The organism is Nocardiopsis ganjiahuensis DSM 45031 (assembly GCF_000341085.1).
GTDB lineage: Bacteria > Actinomycetota > Actinomycetes > Streptosporangiales > Streptosporangiaceae > Nocardiopsis > Nocardiopsis ganjiahuensis.
Genome location: NZ_ANBA01000009.1, coordinates 751,983 through 769,877 on the forward strand (window position 1 = coordinate 751,983; position 17,895 = coordinate 769,877).

18 protein-coding genes and 1 pseudogene are annotated in these 17,895 nt (G+C 69.0%); 8 read left to right on the plus strand and 11 right to left on the minus strand.

The genetic code is table 11. The features are described 5' to 3' along the window. Positions 1-88: 88 nt before the first annotated feature. Positions 89-1,075, plus strand: a complete 987-nt coding sequence (gene sph / locus D458_RS0114415) for a sphingomyelin phosphodiesterase (protein ID WP_017587462.1) — start codon at positions 89-91, stop codon at positions 1,073-1,075. A 40-nt stretch (positions 1,076-1,115) separates the two neighbouring features. Here the strand turns inward: sph and D458_RS0114420 are convergent, their stop codons facing one another. The 4 genes from D458_RS0114420 to recO all read right to left on the minus strand — a co-directional run bounded on the left by D458_RS0114420 (position 1,116) and on the right by recO (position 4,441). After that, positions 1,116-1,958, minus strand: a complete 843-nt coding sequence (locus tag D458_RS0114420; protein ID WP_017587463.1) for an SGNH/GDSL hydrolase family protein — start codon at positions 1,956-1,958, stop codon at positions 1,116-1,118. 109 nt (positions 1,959-2,067) lie between these two features. Continuing rightward, a complete protein-coding gene (locus tag D458_RS0114425) occupies positions 2,068-2,886 on the minus strand; it encodes an SGNH/GDSL hydrolase family protein (protein WP_017587464.1) in 819 nt (272 codons plus the stop codon). Then, a complete protein-coding gene (locus D458_RS0114430; RefSeq protein WP_017587465.1) occupies positions 2,886-3,713 on the minus strand; it encodes an isoprenyl transferase in 828 nt (275 codons plus the stop codon). The genes D458_RS0114425 and D458_RS0114430 overlap by 1 nt, the downstream gene beginning before the upstream one ends. Continuing rightward, positions 3,710-4,441 carry a DNA repair protein RecO gene (gene recO, locus D458_RS0114435; RefSeq protein WP_017587466.1) on the minus strand — a complete coding sequence of 244 codons (732 nt, stop codon included), beginning with the start codon at positions 4,439-4,441 and terminating at the stop codon, positions 3,710-3,712. The genes D458_RS0114430 and recO overlap by 4 nt, the downstream gene beginning before the upstream one ends. Before the next feature lie 444 nt (positions 4,442-4,885). On the opposite strand from recO, the gene D458_RS0114440 reads away from it, so the two are divergent. The 3 genes from D458_RS0114440 to D458_RS0114450 all read left to right on the plus strand — a co-directional run bounded on the left by D458_RS0114440 (position 4,886) and on the right by D458_RS0114450 (position 7,253). Beyond that, a complete protein-coding gene (locus tag D458_RS0114440) occupies positions 4,886-5,674 on the plus strand; it encodes a CAP domain-containing protein (protein ID WP_017587467.1) in 789 nt (262 codons plus the stop codon). Between the two features lie 383 nt (positions 5,675-6,057). Beyond that, complete coding sequence (locus tag D458_RS0114445; RefSeq protein ID WP_017587468.1) at positions 6,058-6,501, plus strand: GNAT family N-acetyltransferase; 444 nt, start codon at positions 6,058-6,060, stop codon at positions 6,499-6,501. A gap of 41 nt (positions 6,502-6,542) precedes the next feature. After that, positions 6,543-7,253 carry a DUF2625 family protein gene (locus D458_RS0114450; protein WP_017587469.1) on the plus strand — a complete coding sequence of 237 codons (711 nt, stop codon included), beginning with the start codon at positions 6,543-6,545 and terminating at the stop codon, positions 7,251-7,253. Between the two features lie 148 nt (positions 7,254-7,401). Here D458_RS0114450 and leuA read toward each other — a convergent pair whose 3' ends face one another. The 4 genes from leuA to D458_RS0114470 form a co-directional block, all read right to left on the minus strand. Further along, a complete protein-coding gene (leuA, locus tag D458_RS0114455; RefSeq protein ID WP_017587470.1) occupies positions 7,402-9,102 on the minus strand; it encodes a 2-isopropylmalate synthase in 1,701 nt (566 codons plus the stop codon). Positions 9,103-9,655: 553 nt separating this feature from the next. Further along, positions 9,656-10,543: an NmrA family NAD(P)-binding protein gene (locus D458_RS33515; RefSeq protein ID WP_017587471.1), complete on the minus strand. Its 888-nt coding sequence runs from the start codon at positions 10,541-10,543 to the stop codon at positions 9,656-9,658. A gap of 118 nt (positions 10,544-10,661) precedes the next feature. Next, positions 10,662-10,922 carry a DUF397 domain-containing protein gene (locus D458_RS0114465; RefSeq protein WP_017587472.1) on the minus strand — a complete coding sequence of 87 codons (261 nt, stop codon included), beginning with the start codon at positions 10,920-10,922 and terminating at the stop codon, positions 10,662-10,664. After that, positions 10,919-11,773 carry a helix-turn-helix domain-containing protein gene (locus D458_RS0114470; RefSeq protein WP_040702393.1) on the minus strand — a complete coding sequence of 285 codons (855 nt, stop codon included), beginning with the start codon at positions 11,771-11,773 and terminating at the stop codon, positions 10,919-10,921. Before D458_RS0114470 ends, D458_RS0114465 begins: the two co-directional genes overlap by 4 nt. Before the next feature lie 284 nt (positions 11,774-12,057). On the opposite strand from D458_RS0114470, the gene D458_RS0114475 reads away from it, so the two are divergent. Further along, positions 12,058-12,312 (plus strand): hypothetical protein, encoded by a 255-nt coding sequence (locus D458_RS0114475; protein WP_017587474.1) that lies wholly within the window; start codon positions 12,058-12,060, stop codon positions 12,310-12,312. A 230-nt stretch (positions 12,313-12,542) separates the two neighbouring features. Here D458_RS0114475 and D458_RS38165 read toward each other — a convergent pair whose 3' ends face one another. Continuing rightward, positions 12,543-12,746, minus strand: coding sequence for an Arc family DNA-binding protein (locus tag D458_RS38165; protein ID WP_086002511.1), 204 nt, complete (start codon positions 12,744-12,746; stop codon positions 12,543-12,545). A gap of 28 nt (positions 12,747-12,774) precedes the next feature. Between D458_RS38165 and D458_RS0114480 the strand changes: the two genes are divergently transcribed. The 3 genes and pseudogenes from D458_RS0114480 (at position 12,775) to D458_RS0114490 (ending at position 14,793) form a co-directional block, all read left to right on the plus strand. After that, positions 12,775-14,085, plus strand: a complete 1,311-nt coding sequence (locus D458_RS0114480) for an RNA-guided endonuclease InsQ/TnpB family protein (RefSeq protein ID WP_017587475.1) — start codon at positions 12,775-12,777, stop codon at positions 14,083-14,085. Positions 14,086-14,131: 46 nt separating this feature from the next. Then, positions 14,132-14,506 (plus strand): annotated as a pseudogene (locus D458_RS0114485) (M14 family zinc carboxypeptidase); the annotation flags it as partial. Between the two features lie 71 nt (positions 14,507-14,577). After that, entirely contained in the window at positions 14,578-14,793 is a 216-nt protein-coding gene (locus tag D458_RS0114490) for a type II toxin-antitoxin system VapB family antitoxin (protein ID WP_017587477.1), read from the plus strand. Positions 14,794-15,020: 227 nt separating this feature from the next. Here D458_RS0114490 and gcl read toward each other — a convergent pair whose 3' ends face one another. Further along, positions 15,021-16,736, minus strand: a complete 1,716-nt coding sequence (gene gcl / locus D458_RS0114495; RefSeq protein ID WP_040702394.1) for a glyoxylate carboligase — start codon at positions 16,734-16,736, stop codon at positions 15,021-15,023. 242 nt (positions 16,737-16,978) lie between these two features. After that, positions 16,979-17,884 (minus strand): 2-hydroxy-3-oxopropionate reductase, encoded by a 906-nt coding sequence (locus tag D458_RS0114500; RefSeq protein WP_275042284.1) that lies wholly within the window; start codon positions 17,882-17,884, stop codon positions 16,979-16,981. Between the last annotated feature and the right edge of the window lie 11 nt (positions 17,885-17,895).

A 17,895-nucleotide genomic window follows, 5' to 3' on the forward strand; every position in this document is an offset into this window, starting at 1 on the left:
GGGCGGAAACCGGCGTGCACACGGTCTCCACCCGATAGTTACCCGCAGGTAGCCATGTCGTGCGGTGACTGGGCCAGGCTGTGCGTCCGTGTACAGACGAACCACGGCGGCGCTGCTCGGCGCGCTGCTCCTCTCCCCGCTCCTGTCCGCCTCCCCCGCCTCCGCCGAACCGGCCGCCCCCGACCGGCAGGACGCGGCCCACCCCCGCATCGTCACCCACAACGCCTTCCTGCTGCCTAAGGCCCTCTACCCGAACTGGGGCCAGGACATCCGCGCCGACCTGACCGTCCAGGAGGGCCTGCTCTCCGGCCAGGACGTGGTGGTCCTGCAGGAACTGTTCGAGAACTCCAGCGCCGAACGCCTGCGTTCGGGGCTGTCCGAGGAGTACCCGCACGGCACCCCGGTCGTGGGCCGGTCCACCTCCGGCTGGGACCGCACCACCGGTTTCCGGCACGAGACCGCCACCAACGGCGGGGTGAGCGTGCACAGCGTCTGGCCCGTCGTCCGCGCCGAACAGCACGTCTTCACCCGCGCCTGCGGGGCCGACTGGTTCTCCAACAAGGGCTTCGCCTATGTGGAACTGGACACGCCCGAGGGCCCGCTGCACGTGGTGGGCACGCATTTGCAGTCCGAGGACAGCAGCTGTTCCAGCGGCGAGGACGAAACCGTCCGCGAGGCCCAGCTGGACCAGATCGTCGCCCTGCTGGACGAGAAGGCCGTCCCCGACAACGAGCAGGTCTACCTGGCCGGCGACCTGAACATCGTGGGCGGCAGCGCCGAGTGGGACCGGGCGGTCAAGCGGCTCGACGCCGTGGAGCCGGCCTACACCGGTGACGCGGTCTCCTGGGATCCCACCACCAACTCGATCGCCGCCGACGACTACCCCGGCTGGGAACCGCAGCAGCTGGACCACGTCCTGCCCGTCCGCAACGGCGCGGCCCCGCGGTCCTACGTCAACGAGACACGGGCTGTGAAGAGCGAGCCCTGGACCGTCCACTCCTGGGGCCGCGACCACACCTACGACGACTACTCCGACCACTACCCGGTCTTCGGCGGCGTTCCGACCGTCAACTGAGAACCGTGAGGCCCCCGTCGGCGGGGGCCTCACGGTGCGGTCAGCGGCGTTCCCGCCCCGGCAAGGGTTCGCAGCGCTCCAGGGTGGGGCGCTTGGCGGGCACGCCGTCGCCCGAGGACCGGCCCGTGAGGCGGCGGTGGATCCACGGGACGAGGAACTCGCGCGCCCAGTGCAGGTCCTCCTGGCGGGCGGTGCGCCAGTCGCGGGGCTCCGGCGGCGGCCAGGGCTGGTTCCAGTCGGCGTCGACCGGCAGGTCCAGGACCTCGCACACGCGCAGGGCGAGCCTGCGGTGGCCCTCGGAGGACAGGTGGAGCCGGTCCCAGTTCCAGGCGCGGGAGTCCGAGAGGACCTTCATGCTCCACACGTCGACGACGTCGCAGCCGTACCTGTCGGCGACGGCACGCATGTGCATGTTGTAGGTGGCGATCTTGCCGCGCAGGTGGCGCATGACCGGCTGCCAGTTGGTGTCGAAGCCGGTGAAGACGACCACCCGGGCGCCGGTGGCGCGCAGGTCGGCGACCATCGACTCGAAGATCTCGACGACCTGGTCGGGGTCGCTGCCGGGGCGGAGGATGTCGTTGCCGCCCGCGCACAGGGTGACCAGGTCCGGTTTCATCTCGACCGCCCGCGGCACCTGCTCGTCGCGGATCTGCGCGATGAGGCGGCCTCGGATGGCGAGGTTGGCGTAGCGGACCTCGGGCACGTGCCCGGCGAGGTGTTCGGCCACGCGGTCGGCCCATCCCCGGTAGCGGCCGTTGGGCACGCTGTCGCTGTCCGGGTAGGGGTCGCTCATGCCCTCGGTGAAGCTGTCCCCGAGGGCGACGTAGGACAGGATGTCCTTGCTTTTCAGGTCACCGGGAGATCCGGTCGGCACACCGCTCATGGTGTTCGATGATGCAACCCAACGCCGTGGTTACGCGACAGTAGGTTGATGCTTTGTCGCCTTTTGGGGCGGAACTCACACCATGGGCGGTGTGCCCGGAAAAGTAGTGTCAGCGGTCCTTGGTGAGCGTGGTGAGCACGGGGCGCTTGGCGGTCACCGTGTCACCCGAGGACTTCCCGGTGAGCCGGCGCCCGATCCACGGCCCCAGGGACTCCTTGACCCAGTGCAGGTCGTCCCTGCGCGCCTCGGCCCAGCTGACCGGGTCCGCCTCGGGCCAGGGATCGTCCCAGCGCTCGTCGGTGGGCACGCCCAGGACCTCGGCCACGCGCAGGGCCAGGCGGCGGTGCCCCTCCGGGGACATGTGCAGCCGGTCCTCGTCCCAGGCCCGGGAGTCGGTGAGCACGTCCATGGACCACTGGTCGACCAGGAAGCAGTCGTACTTGTCGGCGATCGCGCGCACGTTCATGTAATAGCGCGCGAACAGGCCGATGGTGCCGCGCATGTAGCCGGTCGCCACGTTCACGCCGGTGAACAGCACGACCTCGCTGCCGTTGGCGCGCAGGCGGGCCACGGTGCGGTCCAGGATCTTGGCCACGCGCTCGGGATCGCCGGCGGGGCGCAGCAGGTCGTTGCCGCCCGCGCACAGGGTGACCAGGTCCGGCGCCATCTCCAGGGCGGGCGGGACCTGGTCGGTGACGATCTGGCGGATGAGCTTGCCGCGCACGGCCAGGTTGGCGTACTCGATCTCGCCCGTGTGGTCGGCCAGGTGCTCGGCCAGCCGGTCCGCCCAGCCGCGGAAGACACCGCTGCCGTCGGCGTAGGGGTCCCCCACTCCCTCGGTGAAGCTGTCACCGAGGGAGGCGAGCGACATCCCCGCCCTGATCGGCGAGCCTGCCGAGGACGCCTCGGAACGGTTGCCCTTTGCCATCACTTCTTCTCCCCATCCACCGGGTTGGGTACGGCGCCGCCGTACCGGCGGTCCCGGCTCGCGTAGATCTCACAGGCCCGCCACAGGTCGCGGCGGTCGAAGTCGGGCCAGAGCGTCTCCAGGAAGACGAACTCGGCGTAGGCGGACTGCCACAGGAGGAAGTTGGACAGCCGCTGTTCGCCGGAGGACCGCACGAAGAGGTCCACCGGCGGGATGTCGGGGGCGTAGAGGTGCTGGGCGAGGGTGTCCTCGGTGATCTTCTCCGGAGAGATCTGTCCGGCGGCGGCCTGGCGGGCCAGCTCGCGCACGGCGTCGACGATCTCGGCCTGGCCGCCGTAGTTCACACAGAACTGGAGGGTGAGCCGGGTGTTGTCCTTGGTCATCTCCTCCGCGTCCTTGAGCTCCTTGATGACGCTCTTCCAGAGCATCCCGGCGCGTCCGGCCCACTTGACGCGCACGCCGCGGGCGTGGAGTTCGTCGCGGCGGTTGCGGATGGTGTCGCGGTTGAAGCCGAGGAGGAAGCGCACCTCGTCGGGTGAGCGCTTCCAGTTCTCGGTGGAGAAGGCGTAGGCCGACAGGTTGGGGACGCCCATCTCCAGGGCGCCCTCGATCACGTCGAAGAGCGAGGACTCACCGGCCTTGTGACCTTCGGTGCGCGGCAGACCGCGTTCCTTCGCCCAACGGCCGTTGCCGTCCATGACCACCGCCACGTGGCGGGGCACGAGGTCGGCGGGCACCTCCGGGGGGCGGGCCCCGCTGGGGTGCGGGACGGGCGCGGCGTAGTCCCGCTCGCGCCGCTTACCGTTGTCGAAGCTGAACAGACTCAAGAACGCTCCACATGGCGCAGTGATCGGATTCCGTTTTCCAGGTGCCACTGTAGGTAGGCCGCGACCAGCCCGCTGCACTCGGAGCGGTGCCTGCCGTCGCTGGCGTCCGCGCTGTCCCAGTCGCCCCCGAGCAGCGCCGACATGAGTCGGAGCGTGTCGGGTGAGGGGTGCGTGGAACCGTGGGGACGGCACACCGAGCAGACCATACCTCCGGCGTGCACCGCGAACGCACGGTGCTCCCCCCGGCTGCCGCAGCGGGCGCACTCGGCCAGGGCCGGGGCGTACCCGGCGACGGCCAGGGACCGCAGGAGGTAGGCGTCGAGGACCAACCGGGAGTCGTGGCTCTCCTCCCCCAGGGTACGCAGGGCGCCGATGAGGAGGAGGAACTGGCGTAGGGCCGGGTCCTTCTCCACGGCGACGATCTTCTCCGCGGTCTCCAGCATCGCGGTGGCGGCGGTGTAGCGGGAGTAGTCGGAGACGACCGCGCTCCCGTAGGCGCGCACGGTCTCGGCCTGGGTGATGACGTCCAGGGTCCGGCCGGTGTGCAGCTGGAGGTCGACGTGGGTGCACGGCTCCAGCCGGGCGCCGAAGCGCGACTTGGTGCGGCGCACGCCCTTGCCGACGGCGCGGACCAGTCCGGTGCGGCGGGTCAGGAGGGTGACGATGCGGTCGGCCTCGCCCAGTTTCTGGTTGCGCAGGACGACGCCCTCGTCGCGATAGAGACTCACAGCCCCATTGTCGCGGATGGCACCGACCGTCCCGTGCGGACGCCCGACACCCTGAGCTGGTTTATTACGGTTTGGATTCCCTTTTGACGATATTTGCTCTACTCTCACGCGCTAGGGCCTGATGGTTTCGGTCCCGCCGCCCCTCCCCCGCGGCCCTGACGACCGAGACCGTAAACCTGACCCCCTCAGCATCGGACCACCGATTTCTCACGTGGTCATGGGCACGGGAAGAACCGGCCCGGGGAAAACCCACATCCCCGGCGGCGGAACCCCGTCGGGCTCACGCACCCGACCACCCCGCAGGGGTGCCCGAAAGATTCCCCATCCCGGCACGGAAGGTAGAGCGATATGGTGCGAGGTCGCCGAGGCAGGCGCAGGATGAGCGCTCGCGAACAGCGCTCGGACCGTGGTGAAGGACGCAGAAAGGCCCGAAAGATACCGCTCGTGGCCGCCGTGGCCGCGATCCCGGTCGGGCTGACCCTGGCCGGCGCGCTGGTGCTCTCCGGGCTCGGCGACGAACCGGACCCGGCGGACGGCACCGCCGCCGCCGGTGCCGGTGCCGGTGCCGGTGACATCGACGGTGGCGGCATCGGGGACGCGGTGAGCGACGACTCCAACCTTCCCGTCACGGCCACCGAGGACGACTTCTTCGCCTCACCCACGGGAGCGCCCGACACCGCCGAGCCCCGGGGCGACAGCGGACCGCGGACCTCCACGGTCACCGCCTCCTCGTCCGCCGAGGACTCCGGGGCCGAGGCCGACGACGCTGACGAGGGCGGCCGCGCCGGCGAAGGCAACGGCGGTGGCGGTGGCGGCAACGGTGGAGGCGGCAACGGCGGCGGGAACGGCGGCGGCCAGGCCGCCGGCGGACCCCAGACCTCGGCCGTCGTGACCCTGGTCAACGACGAGCGCGCCGCACAGGGCTGCGACCCGCTACGCGTGGACGACCGGCTCACCGCCGCCGCCCAGGAGCACAGCGAGGACATGGCCGCCCGCGACTACATGGCCCACGAGAGCCCTGAGGGCGAGGGCCCGGGCGACCGCGCGCGCAGGCACGGCTACGACGCCTGGGGCGCGGAGAACGTGGCCAAGGGCCAGCGGAACGCCGACCAGGTCATGGACGCCTGGATGAACAGCCCCGGCCACCGGGCCAACATACTCAACTGCGGTCTGGTGGCCATCGGGGTCGGCGAGGCCGACAACGCCTGGACCCAGAAGTTCGGCTGGGAGTAGCCCCAGGAGCGCTCCGACAGGCCGGAACAGCGTGAGCGGGCCGCACCCCGATGGGGGTGCGGCCCGTTCACGCTCCGGGAGCTCGGATGGTGGAAGAGTGTTCCGGCTGGAAGCAGGAGAGGCAGGGAAGGAAGCCGGAACAGTGCCCACCGGGAGAGGTGAGTACGACGGTTGGCATCCGAGTGTCCCGCACGACCCATCCGCGCGGCGCTCGGGACCTCGGGGACGCGCAGGGTCCGCCGGACGAGCTCTCGGTACGACATGCCGGCGATGGTGGCACCCCGCTCTCCCCTGCCGCCACGGCTTTTCCGACGGGGCGGGGATCCGGGGCCGGAGGGCCCGGGTCTGGCCCCGGCGTCCGGGGGCTGGCTAGAGTGCGTCGGGTGAGCATCGAGATCCGGCCCGCCACCGGCGCCGACCTTCCCCACGTCCTGAGGCTCCTCGGTGAGATGTACCCGGAGGACCCCTCCCTGTCCGAGGCGGCGTCCGACCGGATCTGGGCCGAGATCAGCGCGCAGACCGGCAGGTCGCTGCTGGTGGCGGACGACGGCGCCGGTGAGCTGCTGGGCACGGTGGACTGCGTGGTCATGCCGAACCTGAGCCGGTCCGGGCGGCCGCGCCTGCTCATGGAGAACCTGATCGTGTCCGAGGAACACCGCCGCCGGGGCGTGGGACGCCGGCTCATGGCCGGGGTGCGGGAGATCGCCGAGCGGAAGGGCTGCTACAAGGTGCAGTTCCTCTCCGCCGAGGACGCCTACGTGCACGAGTTCTACCGCTCCTGCGGCTACACCCCCTGGGCGGGCGGCGGGTTCCACCTCTACCTCTGATCCCGGCCTGGGATGTCACCCGGAAATGGAACGGTGCGCGTATGCGTGAGTTGAGTGAGCTGAGCGGAGTGGAGAGCCCCGCGTGGCCGGAGCTGAGCCGGATGTGCGCGGACAGCCCTCTGGACGTGCGGGTCCTGCCTCCGGCCCCCGAACATCCGGGCCGGTGCCTGCTGCGGCTCCAGGTGAGCGCCGGTTCCTACCTGGGCGCGGTCGCCCTGGAGTCCGGCGGGATCCTGGTGGACGGCGGTTGGCTGCGGATTCACGGCGGCGGCTGCGCCGACCTGCCCGGACTGGACCAGGTCAACGGTATGACCGGGGAGATCGGGTCCGTGCGGCCGGCGCGCATGGTGGTCGCGCACGACGTGCTCGGCGGTGTCTTCGCCGTCAACGGCCCGGAGTCCGCCGGCCTCGGGTATCCGGGAGCGCCGGGCGAGATGGTCTACTTCGCCCCGGACAGTCTGGAGTGGGAGCCCATGGAGGCCGGCTACTCCGGCTGGTGGACGTGGCTGCTGGCGGGACACCTGGGCTTCTTCTACGAGACCCTGCGCTGGCCGGGATGGCGTGCGGAGACCGCGGACCTGCACCCGTCGACCGGTCTCGCCGTGTACCCGTTCCTGTGGTCCGAGGAAGCACAGGCGGATCTGGCCGCCACCACCCGGGGCCCCGCTCCGGTGGCCGAGCTGGTCGGGGCGAACCGGGAGTTCTGCACCTCCCTGGGGGTCGCCGATCCGGGGCCGCTGGGCGCCTTCTGAGCACCGGCCCGGCACCCGGGACCGGGGCGACGGGACCGGTCACAGGGACGGGGCCCGCGACGTGTGTCGCGGGCCCCGTCCGCTCAGTGCCAGGGTGGATCAGCAGGATGCCGGACGCCCTGTGCCGGGGGCGCCGGGCGGTACCGGGTCAGGCGCGGCTGATGGCGCTGCACACGGCCTTCAGCGAGGCCGTGGTGATGCTGCTGTGGATGCCGACGCCCCACACGGTCCTGCCGTCGATCTCGGCCTCCACGTACGCGGCGGCACGGGCGTTGCCGTCCTCGCCCATGGAGTGCTCGACGTAGTCGATGACCCGGACCTTGACGTCCACGTCGGCCAGCGCGTCACCGAACGCGGAGATGGGGCCGTTGCCGGTGCCCTTCAGCTCACGGATCTCACCGTGGACGCGGGCGTCGGCCTCGATCGTGTACGTGCCGTCCTCGGCGGTGCTGGAGCGGTGCGCCAGGACCGCCACCGGGCCGCTCTCGGCCAGGTAGGTGTCCGAGAAGATGTCCCAGATCTTCTCGGCCGGGAACTCGCCGCCCTCGGCGTCCATGAAGCCCTGGATGACCTGGGAGAACTCGATCTGCAGGCGGCGCGGCAGGTCCAGGGAGTGGTCCCGCTGCATGATGTAGGAGACACCGCCCTTGCCGGACTGGCTGTTGACCCGGATGACCGCCTCGTAGTTGCGGCCCACGTCCTTGGGGTCGATGGGCAGGTACGGGACGTCCCACGGGTAGTCCTCGACCTGCTTCCCGGCCTCGGCGGCACGGGCGTCCAGGTCGGTGAAGCCCTTCTTGATGGCGTCCTGGTGGGAGCCGGAGAAGGCCGTGTAGACCAGGTCGCCGCCGTAGGGGTGGCGGGGCGCGACGGGCAGCTGGGTGCAGTGCTCGACCGTGCGGCGGATCTCGTCGATGTCGGAGAAGTCGATCTTGGGGTCCACGCCCTGGCTGAACAGGTTCATGCCCAGGGTGACCAGGCAGACGTTGCCGGTGCGCTCGCCGTGGCCGAACAGGCAGCCCTCGACGCGGTCCGCGCCGGCCATGACGGCCAGTTCGGCGGAGGCCACACCGGTACCGCGGTCGTTGTGCGGGTGCACGGAGACGACCACGTGCTCGCGCCGCGTCAGGTTGCGGCTCATCCACTCGATCTGGTCGGCGTAGACGTTGGGGGTGGCGCGCTCGACGGTGGCGGGCAGGTTCAGGATGATCTCGCGGCCCGGACCGGGCTGCCAGACGTCCATGACGGCCTCGCAGACCTCCAGGGCGAAGTCCAGCTCGGTGTCGACGAAGATCTCCGGCGAGTACTCGTAGCCGAAGTACTCGGTCTCGCCCAGGTACTGCTCGGCGAAGCGCATCACGTGGCGGGTGCCCTCGACCGCGATGTTCTTGCAGGCCTCCCGGTCGACCCGGAAGACGACCCGGCGGAAGGTGGGCGCGGTGGCGTTGTACAGGTGCACGGTGGCGCGCTTGGCGCCGACCAGGCTCTGCACGGTGCGCTCGATCAGGTCCTCGCGGGCCTGGGTCAGCACGGAGATCTGTACGTCGTCGGGGATCAGGTCGTCCTCGACCAGCGACCGGACGAAGTCGAAGTCGGTCTGGCTGGCGGCGGGGAAGCCGACCTCGATCTCCTTGTAGCCCATCCTCACCAGCAGCTGGAAGATCTCGTGCTTGCGGGTGGAGTCCATCGGCTCGATCAGCGCCTGGTTGCCGTCACGCAGGTCGGTGGACAGCCAGCGGGGCGCCTCGGTGATGCTCTTGGAGGGCCAGGTGCGGTCGGGCAGGTCCACCGGAGCGAAGGGCTCGTAACGGTGGAAGGGCATGGGACTCGTCTTCTGCTGCGGCACCATAACGGTGTTGCTCCTCGGGAAAAGTGTGGCGCGTGATGTCGTGGTCGACACGGCAAGCCGAAGTCCCGCGGCGAGGGGCCGACCGTTTAACGATCCCCGCCGCGGCCACTAAGGAGGAGCAGCTCGCGCAGCATAACGATCGTCACGCTAGCAGACGCGCAACGAAATCCGGTACTCACCGTCCACATGATGGGACGAACCCTTCCTGAACTGCGACAGAGGAAACGGTTTCCGTGGATTTCAGATGATCGCTCAAAACAGGTACCTCGACTTCAAGATATAGCCGCGAGCGGTTACCCTGGAGGAGAACCCTTCAGTGCTAGGGGGGTCACACGGATTCCGTCGGCGGGACCCAGGGTGCGGCCAACACCCGAGGCCCCGGCAGGCAGGCAAGCCCAGCCACCGCAGGGCCGGTACCGCCGGCGGAGATCCTTTTTCCCACGCACGTGCGTGCACGAACGCCCGATCCCTGAGCCGGGGGCCGGGCGTTTCTCCTGTGCGGAGTCCCGGGTACCGGGTTCCCGGTGCCCGAAGGGTCGCTTCCCGGACCCGGTCAGGTCCAGGCGCGCTCGCGCCAGCGCCAGGCGTTCTGCCCCAGGTACGCGCGCAGCGTCCGAGGGGGGCGCCCCAGCAGCCGCTCGACCTCGTCGGTGATCGGCTGGTTCCAGTTCAGCTTGGTGAGTGTGTACACCGCCGCCATGAATCCGACGGTGTCCCACCCGACTCCGCGCCCGCGCAGACGGGCGGCGAAGCGCGGCAGGCTCGGGTCCGTGTAGCGGACGGTCTCGCCCAGGGCTTCGGAGAGCTGCTCGGCCACCTGCTCCATGGAGAGCCGTTCGGGGCCGGTCAGGTGGTGGACGGCGTTGCGGTGGCGCTCCGGGGCGAGCACGGCGTCCAGGGCCACGGCCGCGCAGTCGCGTGCGTCCACGAACGTGGTGAGCCCTCTGCCCGCAGGGACGAAGAGCTCGTGGTGGTCGGCGATGTCGGTGCCGTGGGTGGAGACGGTGCGGTGCAGGTTCTGGTGGAAGAACGAACAGCGCAGCACCGTGTGGCTCATCCGGCTGCCGAACAGGGCCTGCTCGGTCTTGTGGTGCGGGATGAACTTCGCCCGGTCGGCGCCGAAGACCGACACGTAGACCACGTGCTCGCAACCGGCGGCCTCGGCGGTCTCCAGGAACGGGATGATCGCCCGCTTCGCGGCCTTGTTGCCGGGCAGCGGGAAGAGCAGGAAGAGGGTCCTCACCCCCTTGAGCGCCCCGGGCCAGGTCGCGGGATCGAAGAAGTCCAGCCGGGCGACCTCGGCGGAGGTCCCGGACAGGCGCTCGCGGAGCCTGTCGGGGTGACGGGAGGCCACCCGCCAGGGCCGGTCCCCCGCCTGCTCGGCCAACAGGGTGGTCAGCTCGTCGCCGACGTTGCCCGTGGGTCCGGTGATCAGAAGCATGGTCCGGGCTCCGTTTCCTGCTCTCGGTGAGTGCATTGATCATCCCAGCCCCAGCAGGAAACAGAACGGCGCCCGCCCGAAGAGGGGCGAGCGCCGCAGGGAGATTCGAAGGCTCCGGTCAGCGGAGGTTCTTGAGGAAGCCGGTCCACTCGGAGGAGGAGAAGAGCAGGTGCCCGGCCTCAGGGTGCTTGGAGTCCCGAACCCCCGTACCGAGGTCCAGGTCCGCGACCTCGACGCAGTTGCCACCCGTGTCCGTGCTGTAGCTGGACTTGCGCCAGATCCCGGCAACTTCCACACAATGGCCACCCGTGTCACCGCTGTGGCTGGACTTACACCACATTGGGGACGCAGCGAGAAGGTCGCGCGGGATCGTGATCATGGGTGTTCCTCAATCAACTGGGTAATCAGGTCCCGTGACTGCTGGGGCCTGAGCGCTGCGAGACGGAGATGCTCATACGCTATCTGGTGATCTCGGATCTCGGCAGGTCGTTCCAGGTAGAGAGCCCCTGTCCTGTACTCGATGTAGACGAGTCCGGGGTCCATCTCTGCCTCAAAGTTCATGATGCAGAAACTGCTGATCAACCCAGGGTGAGCCCCGCTACGGCCATCGACTACCTGAAGAGTGATTTTCGGCAGGTGCGACACCTCAAGCAGGTATCGCAACTGCTCCCTCATCACCCCAGGACCACCAATGTTTCGACGCAACGCGCTCACATCCAGCACGGCCCACAAACGAGGAGCATCTTCGCGTTTGAGGACCTGCTGCCGGGACAGCCGGAGCTCGACCCTCCGCTCGATTTCCTCTTCATCAAGCTCAGCGATGCCTCCCCTCATGACCGCTTCGATGTAGGCCCTCGTCTGCAGCAAGCCGTCAATCAACTGAGGCTGCCAGGAGTAAATATCTGTAGCACCCTGCTCCAGGCCGATGTAGAGCGAGAACCAATCAGGCACACTCTCCGAATGCCGCTCCCACCAGCCCTTCTTCTTGGCGTCGCGGGCAGCCTGCAGGTAGTGCTCTCGGCGGTCCTCGGGCACGTTGTAGAGGTCGAAGAGGATTTCCTCCAGATCCCGCACCCTGGGCGGCACCACTGCCGTCTCGAAGTGCCCCACCTTCGCCGGAGTGCAGCGGAGTTTGTCGGCGACCTGCTGGCGGCTGAGACCCGCTTCCAGCCGGAGCCGCTTGAGTTCGTGGGCAAGCCAGCGGCGCCACACGGTCGGGCTAGATGTCATCGCCCACCATCCACTCGGATATATGCACCCTTACTCCCACTTTGACCCGCTATGCGCATCTGACCTGGGAAAACAATCCGACCTATCGACCGAAAAGCATGGTCAAGACGATCACTTCCCTCTAAATTTAGAGACAAATAAAAGCCGCTAACCTTAGTGGCTACACACTACAGCGCCCGCGACGTGGGCGTACAGCGAACCGAGGAGGATCTGCGCCCGAACCCGAGGACTACGAGACCCCCACCCTGCTCTCCGAATCCCAGCTCGATGCCAAGGCCGAGGCCGTGGTCAAGGCGCTGACCGCACTGGGCCTCACGGCTCGACTCTCGTCGAAGCAGTACTGCAACAGCCACGAGATCCAGGTGGAGGAGGTCGAGTCCGGCCAGGACGCCACCCTCTACCTCGACGCCGAGGGCGGGGCGAACTGGGGCATCTGGGGCATCTGGGGTGAGACCCCCTACGAGCGGCACACCACCGTCCAGGACATCACCACCGCGATCACCGGTCGGCTCCGCGCCCCGCTGGCGGCCAACGACTAACCGTGCTCCTCCCCCACAGGCACAGACCTCTCCGCTACCTCATTCGCGCCATACACACCACACCCCACATCACCTGAGCGTCCCGTGGCACCCTCCGCCACGGGACGCACTGGTTCCGGGGATCTTGCTCCGGGGAACCTGGTACCTCCTGGCCACATCCGGACACGGAGAGCAGTAGATCACCAGCATCATCGACTTCCACCCGGTTTGCGGACGGGGTGCCCGATCCTTCAGGGCCGGGGTGAAGGCCCGCTCCCGCGTAGCGGGCCAGGAACAGGTGAGCCGCCCTCAGAGCGGTTCACCGTCTCACCTCCTTCCACGGTGCGGCGCACCAGGGCGATCAGCCAGGAGTTCAGGGAGCGGTCGTCGGCGCGGGCAGCCTGCACGGCCTGCGCGTGAAGATCATCGGGAAGTCTCAGATTCACATGCTTCATGGGACCATCATTGAGCTAAAATGGTCCCATGTCCAGGTTCCGGTTGTACCCCACGCCGGCGCAGGAGAAGGTCATGCTCGACCACTGCGCGCAGGCACGGCACACCTGGAACCTGGCCTGGCAGGTCAGCACCACCTACCGCAAAGGCGGACCGCGCCTTGGCAGGCCGCCCCGGTTCGCGGGCCTGTGCCAGATGCTGACCGAAGTGCGCCGCACCCCCACCACCGGCCTCCCCAAGGAGGAGGCTGACTACATCGGCTGGGTGGCCTCGGGTAACGCCGACATCCAGCAGCAGGCGCTCAAGGACTTCGACCAAGCGCTCGCGAACTTCCTGGGCGGCTCACACCGGCATCCGAAGCGGCGTAAGAAGCACCGCAACGAAGGGTTCCGGGTCATCGGCACCAGCCGCGTTCCGGCGTTCACCCCCGATGGTGAGCCGGTGGTCAACGCCAAGGGCAAGCAGGTCATGCACCGCACGGTGGTGGTACACCAACTCAACCGGCGATGGGCGCAGGCCAAGGTCCCCGGGTGCGGGTGGGTGAAGTTCCGCAACACCCGCCCCCACCTGCCCGGCGCCAAGTCGTTGCGCATCACCCACCGGCACGGCCAGTGGCACGTGGCGTTCGCGACCATCCCCGACCCCACCCCAGCGCCCGGAGATGGTTCGGTGGTGGGTATCGACCGGGGTGTGGTCATCACCGCCGCCCTGTCCGACGGGCGGGTGCTGAACTGTCCGGGGTTGTCGAAGAGGGAAGCCGCCCAGCGCCGCAAACACGAGCGCCGCGCCGCCCGCGCGCCCAAGGGCAGCCCGCGCAGACAGGCCGAGCACACCAAAGCCAACCGGTACCGCAAGAAGGAAGCCGACCGGCGCAAGGACTGGTGCGAGAAGACCTCCACCATGCTCGCCCGCTCCTTCGACACCATCCGGTTCGAGGATCTCAAGATCAAGAACATGACCCGCTCCGCCAAGGGCACCCTGGCCGAGCCCGGTAGGCGGGTCGCTCAAAAGAGAGGGTTGAACCGGGCGATCCTCGGCCAGGGTTGGGGGCTTTTGCGTGCCCGGACCGGGCACAAGGCTCCGGGCCGGGTGCAGGACGTGCCCGCCAAGAACACCAGTCTGCGCTGCAGCGACTGCGATTGGATCGACAAGAACTCGCGCAAGAGCCAAGCCGAGTGGTCGTGCACCCAATGCGGATTCACCTGCAACGCGGACCTGAACGCCTCACTCAACGTCGCGGCAGGACAGGGCGCAAGCCCCGGGTCCAAGACCTGTGCCGGAGGGACGACCAGACACACGTCTGCGAGCGTCCGTGAACCTCAGCAGCTCCCACTTTTCTGAGCAGGAACTGCTGGAATCCCCTTCCTTCAGGAGGGGAGGATGTCAAACCTACAGCGAACTGATCCTCTGGCCGTTCGGTCACACCTACGACGAGGCCACCGACGGCATGACCCGCGAGGAGTACGACACCCACCGCGCGCTGGGCGAGTACATGGCCGAGGCCAACGGCTACATCCCCCAGCAGTCCAGTGACCTCTACATCACCGACGGTTCGATCAACGACTGGCTGTGGGGCGACCAGGGCATCGTGAACTACACGTACGAGATGTACCCCCGCTCGCCCTGGGGCGGCGGCTTCTACCCGCCCTCGTCGGTGATCGAACGCGAGACAGCCCGCAACGAGGAGGCCGTCCTTCGCCTGCTCGACTACGCGGACTGCCCCTACCGCATCATCGGCGAGGAAGAGGCCTACTGCGGCTGACCTGAATCGCCCATCGAGCCACCCCCTCGCACATGCCGAGATAAGGTCCGCACGTGCGAGAGGGGTCGTTCATGAGCAGGGTCTGGATCGACATCGACGACGAAGCGCTGGCCCGGGCCGCCGAGATCCTCGGCACCGAGACGGCGGAGGAAACGATCAACAACGCGCTCAGGGCGACCACGCGCAACCATGACAGAGCCGCCGCCCTGGCCGAGATGCGTTCGCTGGTGGCCGAAGGCGGCGTGGACATCGACGTAGCGCACGACAAACGGCGGTACCGCCGGTGAACCCGGCCGACCACCCGAAAACGGAGATCGGCGGCCGTCCGAGGAGCGACCGCCGAAACGCGAAAAACCGAGGGGCGATACTGAGCCAGCGAAGAACGTTACCGCCCCTCGGGGTCTGTGGAGGCCCCCTCCTGCCGGTCGCGGAGGGGGCCTGAGCCGCGGGGCCGGGGTGCAGGTCCCACCCCGCGGCTGTCTGTGAGGCCCGGGCGGCAGGGCCCGGGCCGGGACTACTCGCCGGGGACCGGCTCGAACTCCTTGACGGCGTCGATCGCCGGACCGTGCGGGGTGTTGGCCTCGCGCTCGATCATGATCTCGACGAGCACCGGGCGCGAGGTGGCCTGCGCCTGCTTGCGGGCCCACTCCAGGGACTCCCGGATCTCGGAGGGCTCCCAGACGCGGCGGCCGGAGCAGCCGTAGGCCTCCATCAGCTTCACGCTGTCGGTGCCGTACTCGTCGTAGTGGATGTCCACCTGGTAGTTCATGTCGAACGGGATGGACGCCTGGCGGATCAGGCCCAGGTACTCGTTGTTGAGCATGATGATCACGTACGGCACGTTGTACTGGGCCGCGACCGCCAGCTCCTCGACCATGTACTGGAAGCCGTAGTCGCCGACGATGCCGACCACCTCGGCGTCCGGCTCGGTGTTCTTGAGGGCCTTCTTGACGCCGATCGCCGCCGGGATCTCCCAGCCGAGCGGGCCCGCCTGGCCGCAGATCTGGTAGTGGCGCGGCTTGTACGCCTTCTGGTGCTGGCCGCCCCAGATCTGGTACAGGCCGATGGCGGTGACGAAGTAGGTGTCCTCGTCGAAGACCTCGTTGATCTCCTTGTAGACGCGCGGCGCCTTCACGGGGACGGTGTCGAAGTCCTCGCGACGGGTCAGGGTCGACTTGAGCTCGTTGACCCGCTCGATCCACGCGCCCACCTGGGCGGTGGCCTTGCGGCGCTTGGCGGCGGCGAGCAGTTCCCGGAGGAACAGCTTGGCGTCGGAGACCACGCCCAGATCGGGTTCGAAGACCCGGCCGAGCTGGGTGGCCTCGATGTCCACGTGGATGAACTTGCGCTCACCGCGGTAGACGTCGATCTGGCCGGTGTGGCGGTCGGCGAAGCGCGCGCCCACGGCCAGGACCAGGTCCGACTCCAGGAAGGAGGCGTTGCCGTAGCGCTGGGAGGTCTGCACGCCGGTCATGCCGGAGTACAGGGGCGAGTCCTCGTCGAAGGAGCCCTTGCCCATGAGGGTGACCTGGACCGGGACCTGGAGGTGTTCGGCCAGCTCGCGCAGGTCGTCGGAGGCCTCGGCCAGGATCACGCCGCCGCCGGCGAGGATGAGCGGGCGCTCGGCCTCCAGCAGCAGGTCGAGGGCCTTCTCGACCCGGGGCAGGTGCGGCTCGACCGTGTTGATCTTGAGCGCGGCGTCCAGCTCGGGGTCGTAGTCGATGATCTTCTGGGCGACGTCCACCGGGATGTCGACCAGGACCGGGCCGGGACGGCCCTCCTGGGCGATCCGGAAGGCCTCACGGAAGATCCACGGGGCGGTGGCCGCCTCCTTGATCTGCACGGCCCACTTGGTGACGGGCTTGGCGATCTCGACGATGTCGACCGCCTGGAAGCCCTCCTTGTCCAGAAGGTCGGTGCGCTGCTGGCCGGTGATGCACACGATCGGGACCGAGTCCGCGATGGCCGTGTACAGACCGGTGATCATGTTGGTCCCGGCGGGACCGGAGGTGCCGATGGCCACGCCGACCTTGCCGGTCGTACGCGACCAGCCGTCGGCCATGTGGGTGGCGCCCTCCTCGTGGCGGACGGTGAGGTGCTCGATACCGCCCACCTCCTCCATCGCCTTGTAGAGGGGGAGGATCGCCGCGCCGGGGCAGCCGAAGGCGGTGTCGACGCCCTCGTCCTTGAGAACCTCCACGACGGCGTTCATCGCGGGCATTTTCGCCATGGGAGCGAACCCTTCAGTGCTGGGGTGGCTGGTGCCGGGGGCGTCCTGGCTGGGCGGACGTCCCCCGGCCACCAGAGATGGGTGCTAGGGGTGGGGCGACGCGCTCGTGCGCCTCCCGGGTGGGCCAACACCCGGGAGCGACGCGGCGCCCCGGTCACACGGATTCTGCGGCTGTTACTGGTGTTTCTGTTGCTGGTGTTTCTGGTGGTGCTGTTGCTGCTGCCTGCGTACCGACGGCGGTGCTACTCGCCGTCGCGGCCGGAGAGCTGCTCGACGATCTTGAGCAGCGCGGAGTGGTCGAGGCCGCCGTGCCCCTGGTTCTTGAGCGCGGCGACGTACTGCGCCACCTGCGAGCCCAGCGGGATCGCCACTCCGGCGGCGCTCGCGGAGTCGGTGATGATGCGCATGTCCTTGTCGTGCAGGGCGATGCGGAAGCCGGGGGCGAAGTTGCGCTCGCGCATGGCCTTGCCCTTGCGCTGGAGCACGGTGCTGCCGGCGAGCCCGCCGCCCAGGACCTCCAGGCCGGACTCGGTGTCCACGCCGTGCGCCTCGAGGAAGACCAGCGCCTCGGCGAGGAGCTGGATGTTGCCCGCCACGATGAGCTGGTTGGCGGCCTTGACGGTCTGGCCGGAGCCGCTCGGGCCGACCAGCACCGGGGTGGTGCCCAGGACGTCGAAGACCGGGCGAGCGGCCTCGAAGTCGTCCTGTGCGCCGCCGACCATGATGGAGAGCTTGGCCTCGATCGCGCCGGCCTCGCCACCGCTGACCGGGGCGTCCAGGACGCGGAAGCCGCGCTCGGCGCCGACGGCCGCGACCGACCGGGCGACGTCGGGGCGGATGGTGCTCATGTCGATGACGAGGGTGCCGGGCTTGGCGTGCGCGAAGACCCCGTCCTCACCGGTCAGGACGGCTTCGACGTCCGGGGAGTCCGGAACCATCGTGATGACGGCGTCGGCGTCGGCGACCGCCTCGGGCAGGCTGCCGCCGCGCAGGCCGCCCTCGGCGACCAGGGCGTCGACGCGCTCGGGGCTGCGGTTGTGACCGGTGACGGTGTAACCGGCGCGGACGAGGTTGACGGCCATGGGCAGGCCCATGATGCCGAGACCGACGAAGGCGATCTTCCGGATGGCCATGACGGCCCCTTTCAGACTGTGTGGCT